10 protein-coding genes are annotated in these 13,978 nt (G+C 69.0%); 7 read left to right on the forward strand and 3 right to left on the reverse strand.

What is annotated here, in order from left to right:
- Positions 1–340: 340 nt before the first annotated feature.
- Entirely contained in the window at positions 341–1,102 is a 762-nt protein-coding gene (locus tag SNE34_RS04425; RefSeq protein ID WP_332615082.1) for a phosphatase PAP2 family protein, read from the reverse strand.
- Complete coding sequence (gene ispG, locus SNE34_RS04430; RefSeq protein WP_332615083.1) at positions 1,080–2,348, reverse strand: flavodoxin-dependent (E)-4-hydroxy-3-methylbut-2-enyl-diphosphate synthase; 1,269 nt, start codon at positions 2,346–2,348, stop codon at positions 1,080–1,082. The genes SNE34_RS04425 and ispG overlap by 23 nt, the downstream gene beginning before the upstream one ends.
- 213 nt (positions 2,349–2,561) lie before the next feature.
- Between ispG and xseA the strand changes: the two genes are divergently transcribed.
- From xseA to SNE34_RS04450, 4 genes are all read left to right on the forward strand, one after another.
- Complete coding sequence (gene xseA / locus SNE34_RS04435) at positions 2,562–3,911, forward strand: exodeoxyribonuclease VII large subunit (RefSeq protein WP_332615084.1); 1,350 nt, start codon at positions 2,562–2,564, stop codon at positions 3,909–3,911.
- A 170-nt stretch (positions 3,912–4,081) separates the two neighbouring features.
- Positions 4,082–5,737 (forward strand): acetolactate synthase large subunit, encoded by a 1,656-nt coding sequence (locus SNE34_RS04440; protein WP_332615086.1) that lies wholly within the window; start codon positions 4,082–4,084, stop codon positions 5,735–5,737.
- A gap of 116 nt (positions 5,738–5,853) precedes the next feature.
- Positions 5,854–7,290, forward strand: a complete 1,437-nt coding sequence (locus SNE34_RS04445; RefSeq protein WP_332615088.1) for an aldehyde dehydrogenase family protein — start codon at positions 5,854–5,856, stop codon at positions 7,288–7,290.
- Positions 7,291–7,389: 99 nt separating this feature from the next.
- A complete protein-coding gene (locus SNE34_RS04450; protein WP_332615090.1) occupies positions 7,390–9,114 on the forward strand; it encodes a vWA domain-containing protein in 1,725 nt (574 codons plus the stop codon).
- Here the strand turns inward: SNE34_RS04450 and SNE34_RS04455 are convergent.
- Positions 9,104–11,749, reverse strand: a complete 2,646-nt coding sequence (locus SNE34_RS04455) for a bifunctional diguanylate cyclase/phosphodiesterase (protein WP_332615695.1) — start codon at positions 11,747–11,749, stop codon at positions 9,104–9,106. The genes SNE34_RS04450 and SNE34_RS04455 overlap by 11 nt on opposite strands.
- Positions 11,750–11,995: 246 nt before the next feature.
- On the opposite strand from SNE34_RS04455, the gene SNE34_RS04460 reads away from it, so the two are divergent.
- From SNE34_RS04460 to SNE34_RS04470, 3 genes are read left to right on the forward strand one after another with little or no spacing between them, the layout of a single operon-like run.
- Positions 11,996–12,550: an RNA polymerase sigma factor gene (locus SNE34_RS04460; protein WP_332615697.1), complete on the forward strand. Its 555-nt coding sequence runs from the start codon at positions 11,996–11,998 to the stop codon at positions 12,548–12,550.
- Positions 12,547–13,377, forward strand: a complete 831-nt coding sequence (locus tag SNE34_RS04465) for a hypothetical protein (RefSeq protein ID WP_332615092.1) — start codon at positions 12,547–12,549, stop codon at positions 13,375–13,377. The genes SNE34_RS04460 and SNE34_RS04465 overlap by 4 nt, the downstream gene beginning before the upstream one ends.
- Positions 13,374–13,961, forward strand: a complete 588-nt coding sequence (locus tag SNE34_RS04470; protein WP_332615094.1) for an IMPACT family protein — start codon at positions 13,374–13,376, stop codon at positions 13,959–13,961. The genes SNE34_RS04465 and SNE34_RS04470 overlap by 4 nt, the downstream gene beginning before the upstream one ends.
- Positions 13,962–13,978: the final 17 nt, after the last annotated feature.

The following is a 13,978-nucleotide window of genomic DNA, read 5'->3' on the forward strand; positions in this document are numbered from 1 at the left end:
CCCTGTTCCGCGCGAATCGCCGTGGCCGAGGTTGTCGGTGGCACCCATCCAGGTGCCGGCTCTGCGTGCGGATCATCGGCACCGGGTGCGGTGCGCGACCGGGTGACGCTAGAAGTGGCCGGAGTTGGCGTCAATTTCCGTGCACGAGCGCCGTCGCCACGCGATCGTCCCGAGAATCGGCAAACGGGACTGGCTGAACGCGAGCGAACCCCCGTCCTTCGGGACTTGCAGGTCGGCGCCACAGGTGCTGAACACGGGCCAGCGGCACCCGTGATTTGGAACAAGGTTCCAAAAATTTATCGTGCAGTGCAGCAAATATTTCCGCGCGATGACGCTGCGGTTACCGATTCGGTGGCTCCGGCCACGGCCGTCCATGCAGGCGGAACACCGCCAGGTAGGTTGCCGCCGCCCATACGCTCGCCGCCGCCCATCCGGCGAGGATGTCGGAGGGGTAATGGACGCCGAGGTAGACCCGCGAAAAACCCACCAGCAGCACGGACGGCACTGCGACCGCGAACACCGGCCAGCGCCATCGGGTCCGCCATGCCAGCAGCACCACAACCCAGGCCAGGGTCGCCGAGCCCATCGCGTGGCCGCTGGGGAAACTGTAGGTCAGCTCGGGCGTGATCGATTCCCACAACGACGGCCGGTCGCGGGCGAACACCAGCTTGGTGCCGACGTTGAGCAGGCCGGAGCCCGCCAGCGCGACCGCGGCGAACGTCGCCGCACGCAACCGGCGAACTGCCAGCAGCACCAGCACCAGCACGATGTCGATCGGCACCACGCCGTGCAGGTAGCCGATGTCGGTCAGGATGACGAAGAAGCGGTCCAGCCCCGGCGCGGCGAGACCGTGGGCGAAATGCAGGATCGGCTCGTCGAAACCGATGGCCTCCTGCTCGTGGATCTCGTCGGCCAGTTCGGCGAAACCCCACAACGGCAGCAACAGCCCGACGAATACCAGCAGCAGTCGCCAGCCATGCCGGTGCAGCAGATCGCGAACGAGGCGACGCTCCTCGCGCAGCACCTCGCCGGGTTTCGACAGCCCGGTATCGACCGGCCGCCTGCCACGCGACTTGGAATCAGGCGACCCGGGCGCCGCCATAGTGGCGTTCGACGTAGCTGTCGATCAGGCCGACGAACTCGTCGGCAATGTTCTCGCCGCGCAGGGTGACGGTCTTCTGGCCGTCCTCGAACACCGGCGCCGATGGCGCCTCGCCGGTGCCCGGCAGCGAGATGCCGATGTTGGCGTGGCGCGACTCGCCGGGGCCATTGACCACGCAACCCATGACCGCCAGGGTCAGGTTCTCGGCGCCCGGGTGGGTCACCTTCCACTGCGGCATCTTCGCGCGCACGTGTTCCTGCACCGTCTTCGCCAGTTCCTGGAAAAACTCGCTGGTGGTGCGACCGCAGCCCGGGCACGCAGTGACCATCGGAGTGAATGCACGCAAGCCCATCGTCTGCAGCAGTTCCTGCGCGACGATGACCTCGTTGGTCCGCGACTGGCCCGGATCCGGCGTCAGCGAGATCCGGATGGTGTCGCCGATGCCTTCCTGCAACAGCACCGAGAGCGCCGCGCTGGAGGCGACGATGCCCTTGCTGCCGATGCCGGCCTCGGTCAGGCCGAGGTGCAGCGCATAGTCGCCGCGGGTCGCGAGTTCGCGATACACCGCGATCAGTTCCTGCACGCCGCTGACCTTGGCGCTGAGCACGATGCGGTCGGCCGGCAGGCCAATCTCGACCGCGCGATCGGCCGAGTCCAGCGCCGAGCGGATCAGCGCCTCGCGCAGTACGCGACCGGCCTCCCAGGGCTCGGCGCGTGCGTGGTTCTCATCCATCAGCCGGGTCGCCAGCGACTGGTCGAGCGAGCCCCAGTTGGCCCCGATCCGGACCGGCTTGCCGTGCTTGATCGCCAGCTCGATCAGGGTTGCGAACTGGCTGTCGCGCTTCTTGCCGAAACCGACGTTGCCCGGGTTGATGCGGTACTTGGCCAGCGCCTCCGCCGCGGCGGGTTCGGCGGTCAGCAACTGGTGGCCGTTATAGTGGAAATCGCCGATCAGCGGCACCGGCGCGCCCATCATCGCCAGCTTGTCGCGGATGCGCGGCACCGCGGCGGCGGCCTCCGGGGTGTTGACGGTGATACGCACCAGTTCCGAGCCGGCGCGCCAGAGGTCGGCGACCTGTTTCACGGTGCCGGCGACGTCGGCGGTGTCGGTGTTGGTCATCGATTGCACCACCACCGGCGCGCCGCCGCCGACCTGCACGCCGCCGATCGTCACGGAGCGGGTCAGGCGGCGCGATTGGGGGCCGAAGGCGGGGGTGGCGCAGGGCATGGGAGCTTCGGAATTCATGGCCGCCATTGTACCGCCGGGGTCCTGTCCGAAGGACTTCCCGCGGTTGTAGGAGCGGCTTCAGCCGCGATCGGGAGTCGGGCCGCGCGCACCTGTTTCAGATCGCGGCTGAAGCCGCTCCTACAAAAGCCCGTCCACACAAATGCCCATCATCGCCTGCGTGACCGCTTCGGCCGGCTGCGCTACCTTGTCCAGCCGCCCTGCTCCATTGCGATGAGCCTCGACGACCGCAACCACGTCCTCACCCCGAGCCAGCTGAACACGCTGGCGCGCGACCTGCTGGAAGGCGCCTTCCCGCTGATTTGGGTCGAGGCCGAACTGGGCAACGTGTCGAAACCGGCGTCCGGGCATCTGTACTTCACCCTCAAGGATTCGCGCGCGCAGGTCCGCTGCGCGATGTTCAAGCCCAAAAGCACCTGGCTGAAGTTCCAGCCACGCGAAGGCCTGCGAGTGCTCGCGCGCGGCCGCGTCACTCTGTACGAGGCCCGTGGTGAGTACCAGATGGTGCTCGACCACATGGAGGAAGCGGGCGAAGGCGCGCTGCGCCGCGCGTTCGAGGAACTCAAGGCCAAGTTGGAGGCCGAGGGCCTGTTCGACGACGCACGCAAGCGGCCGCTGCCTGCGTTCGCCGCGCGCATCGGCGTGATCACCTCGCCCAGCGGCGCCGCGGTGCGCGACGTGCTCAGTGTGCTGGCGCGACGCTTCCCGCTGGTCGAGGCCGACGTGCTGCCGGTGCAGGTGCAGGGCGCGACCGCGGCCGCGCAGATCACCTTGATGTTGCAGCGCGCGGACGCGTCCAACCGTTACGACGTGCTGGTGCTGGCCCGGGGCGGCGGTTCGCTGGAAGACCTGTGGGCGTTCAACGACGAGCGCCTCGCTCGCGCGATCGCCGCGTGCGCGGTGCCGGTGGTGTCGGCGGTCGGCCACGAAACCGATTTCAGCCTCGCCGACTTCGCCGCTGACGTGCGCGCGCCGACACCTTCGGTCGCGGCCGAGTTGCTGGTGCCGGGTCGCGACGACCTGGAACGCCGACTGCGCGCCCTCGCCGCCCGACTGCAAAACCTGCAGGCACAACATCTCCGCCAGCGGATGCAACGCGCCGATCGCGCCGCGCTGCGCCTCAATGCCCTGCGCCCACGCGCCCGGCTCGACCTGTTGCACCGACGCCAGGCCGAGTCGATCCGACGACTGGCGGCCGCCTGGCAGCAACGCCTCGATCGCGAACGCGCTCACCTGCGCCACGCCGACGCGATACTGCGCGCCGCCCATCCGCAACGCCGCATCGCACGCCTGCGCGAACGCCTCGCATCGTTGTCAAACCGGCCACAGGCCTGCATCGCCCGAAAGCTCGGCAATGACGCCCAGCGACTGCGCGCCCTCGCCCGCTCGCTGGAAGCGGTCAGCCCGCTCGCCACGGTCGCGCGCGGCTACGCGATCGTGCAGCACGATGACGGCCGCATCGTCCGCAGCGTGCTGGATGCCGCGCCGGGCGACCGGCTCGAGGCGCGGGTGAGCGACGGCACGCTGCGCGTAAAAGTCGAACCGCAAAAGCAGCCCATGTAGGAGCGGCGTAAGTCGCGACCGCGCAGCGACCCGGCTTGTCAGTGCGATCGCGACTCACGTCGCTCCCACGACCGAAGGCAGTCCAGTCGAACATCAAGGTCCTCGTCGTCGCCTTGCGCTAACGTGATCCCGTTCAGACTGGGGGATCCAATCGCACCCTGGAGGCACGCATGGCGAAGGCGTCCGACCTGTTCGTCGCCGCACTCGAGGCCGAGGGCGTCGAGTACATCTTCGGCATCCCCGGCGAGGAGAACCTCGACCTCCTCGAATCGCTGCGCACTTCCTCGATCAAGCTGCTGCTGACCCGCCACGAGCAGGCCGCCGGTTTCATGGCCGCGACCTGCGGCCGCCTGACCGGCCGCGCCGGTGTCTGCCTGTCGACGCTGGGGCCCGGCGCGACCAACCTGGTGACCGCCGCGGCCTACGCCCAGCTCGGTGCGATGCCGATGCTGATGATCACCGGCCAGAAGCCGATCAAGACCAGCAAACAGGGCCACTTCCAGATCATCGACGTGGTCGACACGATGCGGCCGCTGACCAAGTACACCCGCCAGATCGTGTCGGCCGGCAGCATCCCGGCGCGCGTGCGCGAGGCGTTCCGGCGCGCGCAGATGGAACGGCCCGGCGCGGTCCACCTGGAGCTGCCGCAGGACATCGCCGGCGATCCGACCGATGCCCACCTGCTGCCTGCGTCGTACTCGCGCCGCCCGATCGCGGAGGCCAAGGCGGTCGCCCACGCCGCGCAAACCATCGCCGAGGCGCGCCACCCGCTGCTGATGATCGGCGCCGGCGCCAATCGCCAGACCATCGCTAACTGCCTGCGCGCGTTCGTCGACAAGCTCGGCATCCCGTTCTTCACTACCCAGATGGGCAAGGGCGTGATCGACGAGGACAGCCCGCTGTGGCTCGGCAACGCCGCGCTGTCGGACCACGACTTCGTGCACCGTGCGATCGACAGTGCCGACTGCATCGTCAATATCGGCCACGACGTGATCGAGAAGCCGCCGTTCTTCATGCGCGAGGGCAAGCGCAAGGTCATCCACGTCAACTACGAGGGCGCCGAGGTCGACGCAGTCTACTTCCCGCAGATCGAGGTGGTCGGCGACATCGCCAACGCGGTGTGGCAACTCGGCGAGGCGCTGCAGCCGCAAGCGCATTGGGACTTCAACTTCTTCCACCGCGTACGCGAGGCGCTGGCCGCGAACATCGCCAAGCGCGCCGACGACGACCGCTTCCCGCTCACCGGCCCGCGACTGGTCGCCGACGTGCGCCGTGCGATGGGCGATGACGACATCGTCTGCCTCGACAATGGCCTGTACAAGATCTGGTTCGCGCGCAATTACCACTGCCGCCGGCCCAACACGTTGCTGCTCGACAACGCGCTGGCGACGATGGGCGCCGGCCTGCCGTCGGCGATCGCCGCGCGCATCGTGCATCCGAACCGCAACGTGCTGGCGGTGTGCGGCGACGGCGGCTTCATGATGAATTCGCAGGAACTCGAGACCGCGGTGCGGCTCGGCATCGACCTGACCGTGCTGCTGCTCAACGACAACGCCTTCGGCATGATCAAGTGGAAGCAGCGGCACGAGGACTACCCCGATTTCGGCATGGACCTGGGCAACCCGGATTTCGTGAAGTACGCCGAGAGCTATGGCGCGCGCGGACATCGACCTGACTCGGCGGCGGAGTTCCTGCCGCTGCTGCGCGAGGCGATCGCCCGCCCCGGCATCGACCTGATCGAGGTGCCGATCGACTACAGCGACGACGACCGCATCCTCAACGAGGAGATCCCACGGCTGAGCGCTGCGCTGTTCGCCGCGTCATAGCGACGATGTTTCCTGTAGGAGCGACGTACGTCGCGATCGGAAATCGTCCGTCCGTGCCGGCTCCCAATCGCGACTCACGTCGCTCCTACAAAAGCTTGCAACCCAGGAGAATCGCGATGGCCACCCTGAAGAAAACCTACCCCTACTACCTCGCCAACAAGCCGGTCGCCGCCAACATCGACCTGGAGGTGTTCGACAAGTACAGCGGCAAGCGCGTCACCCGGGTCGCGCTGGCCGACGGCAAGGCGGTCGGCAAGGCAATCACCGCCGCCTACAAGGCGCGCGAGGCGATGGCCGCGTTCCCGCCCGGCGCGCGGCGCAAGGTGCTGGAACATTGCGTGCGCCGCTTCGAGGAACGCCACGAGGAACTCGCGCTGGCGCTGTGCATCGAGGCCGGCAAGCCGATCGCCGATGCGCGCGGCGAGGTCACCCGGCTGATCGACACCTTCCGCGTCGCCGCCGGCGAGGCGACCCGGATCGGCGGTGAGGTGCTGGAGCTGCAGATCTCCGAGCGCACCGTCGGCTACCGCGGCATGGTCAAGCGCGTGCCGATCGGTGTTTGCAGCCTGATCACGCCGTTCAACTTCCCGCTCAACCTGGTCGCGCACAAGGTCGCCCCGGCGATCGCGGCGGGTTGCCCGTTCGTGCTCAAGCCGGCGCCGAAGACCCCGATCGGCGCGCTGATCATCGCCGAGATACTGGCCGAGACCGACCTGCCCAAGGGCGCGTTCTCGGTGATGGTCTGCAGCAACGAGGACGCCTCGCAGCTGGTCGAGGACGAGCGCGTCGCCCTGCTGAGTTTCACCGGGGGCCTGATCGGCTGGGACCTCAAGGCCCGCGCCGGCCGCAAGAAGGTGGTGCTGGAACTCGGCGGCAACGCGGCCTGCATCGTCGATGCCGACCCCGGCGTCGAACTGGACGAGGTGGTCAAGCGGCTGGTCTCCGGCGCCTACTATCAAAGCGGCCAGAGTTGCATCGGCGTGCAGCGCATCTATACCCACGTCGATGTCCACGACGCCCTGCGCCGCAAGCTCAAGGCCGCGGTCGGCAAGCTGCGGATGGGCGACCCGCGCGACGAGAAGACCTTCATCGGCCCGATGATCGACGAGGAGGCGGCCAAGCGGGTTGAGGGCTGGATCGCCGCCGCGCGCAAGGCCGGGGCGAAGAAGCTCGCCGGTGGCGAACGCGAGGGCAACATGCTGCCGGCCTGGCTGCTGGAGAAGGTGCCGCACGATTGCGAGCTGTACCGCAAGGAAGCGTTCGGTCCGGTCGCCTTCATCGAGCCGTTCGAGGATTTCGACGATGCCCTGGCGGCAGTCAACGACAGCGAGTTCGGCCTGCAGGCCGGTGTGTTCACCGCGCGGCTCGACCACGCGATGCGGGCCTGGGACCGGCTCGACGTCGGCGGCGTGGTGGTCGGCGACATCCCCAGCTTCCGCGTCGACAACATGCCCTACGGCGGTGTGAAGGCGTCGGGACTGGGTCGCGAGGGCCTGCGCTACGCGATCGAGGACATGACCGAACAGCGGCTGCTGGTAATCCGCGACCGCTGATCGCGGCGCCACCGACCGACCGGCGCCCGGCGGTGGCGCGTTAACCCCGTTCGGCGCGCGGGTGCGTTCTGGTTTCGTACAAGGACCACGGAGACCACCATGCACCGCACGTCATCGACCTTCCCTACCCGCCGCACCTTCATCACCACCGCCCTGCTGGCGGCACTGGCGACCGCCTGCAGCAGCACCCACGAACCGTCTCGGGCGCAGGAAAGCGTTGCCGCCAGCGATCGCGCCGTCGCGCAGCGGCAGCTCGCACCGCCGCCCGCCCCGCCCCCGCCGATGTCGGCACCAGAGCTTGCGCGTGCGGCGGTGACGATGGACATGATCGCCCCCGCAGGCATGCCGTCGGCCGGGTATCCCCACTCCTACCCCCAACTGCCGACGAACACCGAGAACTACGCCGAGTTCGACGACAACCCGGTCCATCGAACCTCGGAACAACCGCTCTCGACCTTCTCGATCGACGTCGATACCGGCAGCTACACGAACGTGCGACGGATGCTTGCCGAAGGCGTGCGCCCGCCCGCGGATGCGGTACGCGCAGAAGAGTTCATCAACTACTTCGACTACGGCCACCCGGCGCCGACCTCGCGCGAAGTTCCGTTCCGGGTCAGCACCGAACTCGCGCCAGCGCCGTGGAACGCCGACCGGCAACTTCTGATGATCGGCATCAAGGGCTACGACGTGCCGCGCGCGGAACTGCCGCCGGCCAACCTGGTGCTGCTGGTCGACACCTCCGGCTCGATGCACTCGCCCGACAAACTGCCGCTGCTCAAGCGCGCGATGGCAATGCTGGTGCGCCAGTTGCGACCGCAGGACACGGTCTCGATCGTGGTCTACGCCGGCGCCGCTGGGCTGGTGTTGCCGCCCACCGCGGGCGATCGCCAGGGCGAGATACTCGCCGCGCTCGGCCGACTTCAAGCCGGCGGCAGCACCAACGGCGGCGCCGGGATCCAGCTGGCCTATGACATGGCCCGGCAGGGCTACGTCGAGGACGGGGTCAACCGGATCCTGCTGGCGACCGATGGCGACTTCAACGTCGGCACGGTCGACCAAGGCGCACTGGAAACCCTGGTCGCCGACCAGCGCAGGAGCGGCATCGCCCTGACCACGCTGGGCTTCGGCAGCGGCAACTATAACGACGCGCTGGCCGAGCGCCTGGCCGACCTGGGCAACGGCAACCATGCCTATATCGACAACGCGCTGGAGGCGCGGCGGGTGCTGGTCGAGGCGATGGGCTCGACGCTGTTGACGATCGCCAGCGACGTCAAGATCCAGGTCGAGTTCAACCCGGCAGTGGTCGCCGAGTACCGCCTGGTCGGCTACGAGAACCGGCTGCTACGCAACGAGGACTTCGCCAACGACAAGGTCGATGCCGGCGAGATCGGTGCAGGCCACGAGGTAACCGCGCTGTACGAGATCACCCCGGTGGGTTCGTCCGCGTCGCGGCTGCCGCCGCTACGCTACGGCGAGACCGCGCCGGCGGCGTCCGGCGATGCACGCGAGGTCGCCCACCTGCGCCTGCGCTACAAGCAGCCGGGGAGCGACACCAGCCAGCTGATCGAGACCCCGATCCTGCGTTCGCAGTTGCGCGAACGGGCCAGCGATTCGCTGCGGTTCGCGGCGTCGGTGGCGGGGTTCGCAGATGCGTTGCGCGGCGGAACCCATACCGATGATTGGGGCTGGGACGGCATCCTCGACGCCGCGCGGTCCACCGGCGGCAACCGGGTGGACCCGAGCCGCGCCGAGTTCGTCGGCTTGGTCGAACAGGCACGCGCGCTGGTCGGCGCCGACGACGCGGTGGAAATCGTCAGCGAATGAGTGCGATCGATTCCGCCGGCAACATCTGCTCGGCCGGTCGGCCGAGCAGGTAGCCCTGGCCGTAATCGCAACCCAGCTCGCGCAGCATCGCGCGCTGCTCGTCGGTTTCGATGCCCTCGCCGATGGTGTGGATGCCCAGCGCACCGGCCAGTGCCTGTATCGCACGGACCACTGCGATGCTCTCGTGGCGGCTGTCGCCGGTGAGGCCGGCGACGAAGCTGCGGTCGATCTTCAGGCACTCGATCGGGAACCGGTGCAGGTAGGACAGCGCCGAGTAGCCGGTGCCGAAGTCGTCGAGCTGCGCCAGCACGCCGTGGTGGCGCAGCAGGTGCAAGGTGCGCAACGCGCGCGGCACGTCGTCGAGCAGCGCGACCTCGGTGATCTCGATCCGCAATCGACGCGCATCGGCACCGGCGGCATCGATCAACCGCAACAGGCGATCGGCGAAATCGTCGCTGCGGAAATGCCGCGGCGAGACGTTGATCGAGATGTAGCCCGCGCTGCACACCGACAGACGCGAGATCACCTGCGCATACATCAGCCAGTCGATCTCCTCGATCAGGCCGTTGTCCTCGCCGACGCCGATGAACTCGCCGGGGCACAACAGGCCCCGCGAATGGTGGCGCCAGCGCAACAGGGCTTCGTGGCCAATCACCGCGTTGTCGCCGAGCCGCACGATCGGCTGGTAATGGGCGATGAAACTATCGCCGTTGATCGCCCGGCGCAGGTCGGCCTCCAGGTCGAGGATCTGCAGGGCCTGCTCGCGCATGGCCTCGTCGAACACCGCGCAGCGGTCGCGACCGGACGCCTTGGCCCGGTACATCGCCGCGTCCGCATCGCGCAGCAGCTCGGCGCCGGTGTGGTAGCGCGGATGCCACAGGGCGATGCCGAGGCTGGCCGACGGGAACACCTCGCGACCAGCGACCCAGCACGGTTGCCCGAGCGCGTGGAGGATGTGCTGGGCGAGCTCTTCGGCAACGTGCAGGCCGTCGATGTCCTCCACCAGGATGGCGAATTCGTCGCCACCCAGGCGCGCGACCATGTCGCCATGACGCACGGTGGCGACGATCCGGCGACCGGCTTCGATCAGCAGGTCGTCACCGGCGGAGTGGCCGACGCTGTCGTTGACCAGCTTGAAGCGGTCCAGGTCGAGGAACAGCACCGCGAACACCCGCGGCGACTCCCCCATCGAACTGTGCCGGGCGTTGGTCCGGGCGTTGCTGATCGCGGTGCTGAGGCGATCGAGCAGTTGCGGGCGGTTGGGCAGGCCGGTCAGGGCGTCGTGGCGGGCCTGGTGGGTCAGCTTCTGTTCCGCGCGCAGGCGCTCGCCGATCTGCTCCAGCAGCTCGGCATTGGCCATCGCCAGCTCGCGCGTACGCGCCTCGACCCGCTGCTCGAGTTCGGCGTGCGCGGTGACCAGCCGGTCCTGGCCCTGCTTGCGCGCCAGGCCGATGCTGATGTGATGGGCGACGAAGGTCAGCAGGTCCTGGTCGCGCGCGCTGAAGTTGATCGCATTGGAGTAGCTCTGCACCGCGATGACCCCGACCACCGCCTCGTTGCGGAACAGCGGCACGCCGAGCCAGCAGTGCGACAGGCTGCCGTGGCTGCGCCAGTGACCCTGTGCCTCAAGCTCGGCAATCCGCTGGCGATCGGCCAGCACCGCGCGGCCGCTGGTGATCACGTACTCGGTCATGCCGGCGCCCACCGGACGGGTGACGCGGGCGGCGTCGCGCTCGTCGATCGAGTACGGGAACTCGAGCCGTTCGCCGTCGTCGGACAACAGCGCGATATAGAAGTTGCGCGCGTACAACAGCTCGCCGACGACATCGTGGACCTGGGCGTAGAAGCGCTCCAGGGTCTCGGAGGTAATCGACAGTTCGGCGATGCGGAACAACGCGCGCTGCAGGCGCTCGGCGCGCTGGCGCTCGACGATCTCGCCCTGCAGGTCGCGGTTGCTCTGGCGCAGCGCCTGGGTGCGTTCCTCGACCCGGCGCTCGAGTTCCTCGCGCGCCTGGTGGCGGTCGAGTGCGGTCAGGATGTGCTGGGCGACGAACGCCAGCAGGGCGCGTTCCTCGTCGCCGAAGCAGTCGGGCCGATCGTAGCTCTGCACCACGATCGCGCCGCAGACACGGTCGTCGCGGCGCATCGGCACCCCGAGCCAGTCGACGCTGTCGGGGCCGTGGTTGTCGTCGCGGGCGACGCCCAGCCGTACCCGCACCTCGTCGGAGGAGCCACGCACCGGCTCGCCGAGGTGCAGCAACGCCAAGGTCAGGCTGTTGGGCGAATCGCGCGCGAGGATCTCGCGTTCGGGTTCGGCGACATACGGGTCGAGGCGGTCGGCGAAATACAGGAACCGATAGCTGTCGCGCGCGTCGTCGAACAGCACGATGTAGAAGTTCTCGGCATACATCAGCCCCGCGACGACCGCGTGCAGCCGCTGCAGCATCTCGTCCATTTCGAGGTCGGAGCCGGCGAGGTCGGCGATCTCGTACAGGGCCTGCTGCAGGCGCTCGGACTTTTCCAGCGATTCGACGCGCGCGCGCGCCTCCCGCAATGCCGCGGCAAGCGCATCGGCCTGGACCGGATCACTGGTCGAATGGTTCGCCCTGATCGCCTGTGCACCCTTGTTCTGCACCAATACCGCCCCCTGTCTGCCCGGGCAGGATAGCGCGCCTTACCGGGCCATGGGTCGGCGCCTATGATGCCGCGGGCCGACGCCCCCACAACCCCAGCTCATCAACCCCGTGGCGCTGCCATGGCCGTTGACCCCTGCATGCCCCAGCCCAGCCGCCAGGTGGCGGGCCCCGTCCGGCTGCCGTCCCGACCGCCGCAATGGCGCCAAGGCTTTGCCTCGGCGCCGCCAGCCCGTACCCTGCTGCCGATGAATGGCGCGGCCGACTCGAGCGACGAAATGCTGATGCTGGCGTGGGTTGGCGGCGACGCGTCGGCGTTCGAATTGCTGTACGCGCGCCACCGAGGCCCGCTGTACCGATTCCTGTTGCGCCAGCTGCGCGACCCGTCGCTGGCCGATGAGCTGTTCCAGGACGTCTGGCAACGCGTGATCGGCGCCCGCGAGGGCTGGACGCCCGACGCGGCGTTCCGTACCTGGCTGTTCCGGATCGCCCACAATCGCCTGAACGATCATTGGCGCGCGCTCAAGTACCGGCCGCCAGCACCCGTCGATGGCGAGGAGCGCGCCAACCGCCAGCCCGACCCTTCCAACCCAGAGCGTGAACTGTCCGAGTTCGAGCAGCGCCGCCAGCTCCAGCGCGCCATCGAGGCGCTTCCCGACGAGCAGCGCGTGGTCGTGCTGCTGCGCCTGGAACAGGACCTCAGCCTGGAAGAGATCGGCGCGATCACCGGCAGCGGCCGGGAAACCGTCAAGTCGCGCCTGCGATACGCGATGGACAAACTGCGCGCGGGACTGAACCCATGACCAGCCACGTCCCCGACCCGTTGAGCCCCGAAGAACGCGAGCTGGCCGCCCGCCTGGCGCGGATCGGGCCGCATGGCGAGCCGTCGCCGGCGCTCGATGCGCGGATTCTCGGCGCCGCCCAGACCGCCGCGGCGCGCAAGCCGGACCGCAGCCGACAGCGCCGTTGGCCGGCTTGGGCCGGCATCGCGGCGACGCTGGCGTTGGCGCTTGGGGCGGTGTGGCAGTTGCGGCCGGTGCAGGAGGTTTCTGTCGAGCTGGAGGAGACGCCGGTGCAGCTCCTCATACGCAAGCCGGCGGAGCCAACGCCCGAACCCATGCGGCCGATCGCCCCGCCCAAAGCTACGGTGGTGCCGCCTCCACCGGCACAGGTACGTGCGACGAAAGTGCCGTCACCGCTGCCGCGCACAGCGCCGCAAGCGCCCGAGCCCCCGGTGGTGTTCGACGAACCGTCGCCGATGGACGTAATGCCCCCGCCAGCCGCGCCCGCGCCTCCGCCTTCCCAGCCCGCACCGGAGGCGACCACAACTGCCGGGTCGCGCGCCGCGCGCGCAATGTCGGCCGCCCCCGCCTCGGTGCAGGCCGAAGCAGCCGCGAGCGATGCGCCGGTTTCCGCCACCGGCCGCGCCGCCACCGTGACCGTTACCGACCTGCCGGTCGCCAGCGACAGCCAGCTTCCCCCGGTGGACTGGATCGAGCGCATTCGCCAGCGCCGCGACACCGGTGACCTCGCCAGCGCCCGCGCCAGCCTCGCGTTGCTGCGACGCGACTATCCGCAACTGCCGCTGCCCGACGACGTACGCGCCATTGCGCCGCCCGCGGACCGATGAACAGCGACACTCTGGCCGACCGCGCCCGCCACGAAATCGAGGTCAAGCACAGCCGCTTCCTCGCCCTCGCCGCCCCGGTGCAGACGCCGGAACAGGCACTGGCTTTCCTCGCCGAAGTCGCTACCGCCGACGCCACCCACAACTGCTGGGCCTATCGGGTCGGCGGCCTGTATCGCTCCAGCGACGACGGCGAACCGGCGGGAACCGCCGGCAGGCCGATCCTCGCCGCGATCGACGGCCAGGGTTTCGACCGGGTCATGGTGGTGGTGACGCGCTGGTACGGCGGCATCAAGCTCGGCGCCGGCGGCCTGGTCCGCGCCTACGGCGGCTGTGCGGCAGAGTGCCTGCGCACCGCCGCGCGCGAGCCGCTGGTCGAATACTGCGAACTGAACCTGAGCTACCCGTTCGACCACACCGGCGCCGTGCATGCGGCGCTGGCGCAGCATGGGGCGGAGAAACTCGACGAGCGTTTCGACGCCGCCGGCGCGCACCTGCACCTTCGCCTGCCCGCCGCGCACGCCGATGCCCTGCAGGTGCAACTCCGCGACGCCAGCCGCGACCAGGTACGGATCAAACCAGTGTAGGAGCCGGACGCACCAGC

This window comes from Novilysobacter erysipheiresistens, assembly GCF_036663935.1.
Lineage (GTDB): Bacteria > Pseudomonadota > Gammaproteobacteria > Xanthomonadales > Xanthomonadaceae > Novilysobacter > Novilysobacter erysipheiresistens.

What these genes read in the sequence shown, in the direction of transcription:
- SNE34_RS04425 (WP_332615082.1), bottom strand. Translation starts at nt 1,102, where the DNA reads ATGGCGGCGCCCGGGTCGCCTGATTCCAAGTCGCGTGGCAGGCGGCCG.
- SNE34_RS04445 (WP_332615088.1), top strand. Translation starts at nt 5,854, where the DNA reads ATGGCCACCCTGAAGAAAACCTACCCCTACTACCTCGCCAACAAGCCG.
- ispG (WP_332615083.1), bottom strand. Translation starts at nt 2,348, where the DNA reads ATGAATTCCGAAGCTCCCATGCCCTGCGCCACCCCCGCCTTCGGCCCC.
- SNE34_RS04440 (WP_332615086.1), top strand. Translation starts at nt 4,082, where the DNA reads ATGGCGAAGGCGTCCGACCTGTTCGTCGCCGCACTCGAGGCCGAGGGC.
- SNE34_RS04460 (WP_332615697.1), top strand. Translation starts at nt 11,996, where the DNA reads ATGAATGGCGCGGCCGACTCGAGCGACGAAATGCTGATGCTGGCGTGG.
- SNE34_RS04465 (WP_332615092.1), top strand. Translation starts at nt 12,547, where the DNA reads ATGACCAGCCACGTCCCCGACCCGTTGAGCCCCGAAGAACGCGAGCTG.
- xseA (WP_332615084.1), top strand. Translation starts at nt 2,562, where the DNA reads ATGAGCCTCGACGACCGCAACCACGTCCTCACCCCGAGCCAGCTGAAC.
- SNE34_RS04470 (WP_332615094.1), top strand. Translation starts at nt 13,374, where the DNA reads ATGAACAGCGACACTCTGGCCGACCGCGCCCGCCACGAAATCGAGGTC.
- SNE34_RS04450 (WP_332615090.1), top strand. Translation starts at nt 7,390, where the DNA reads ATGCACCGCACGTCATCGACCTTCCCTACCCGCCGCACCTTCATCACC.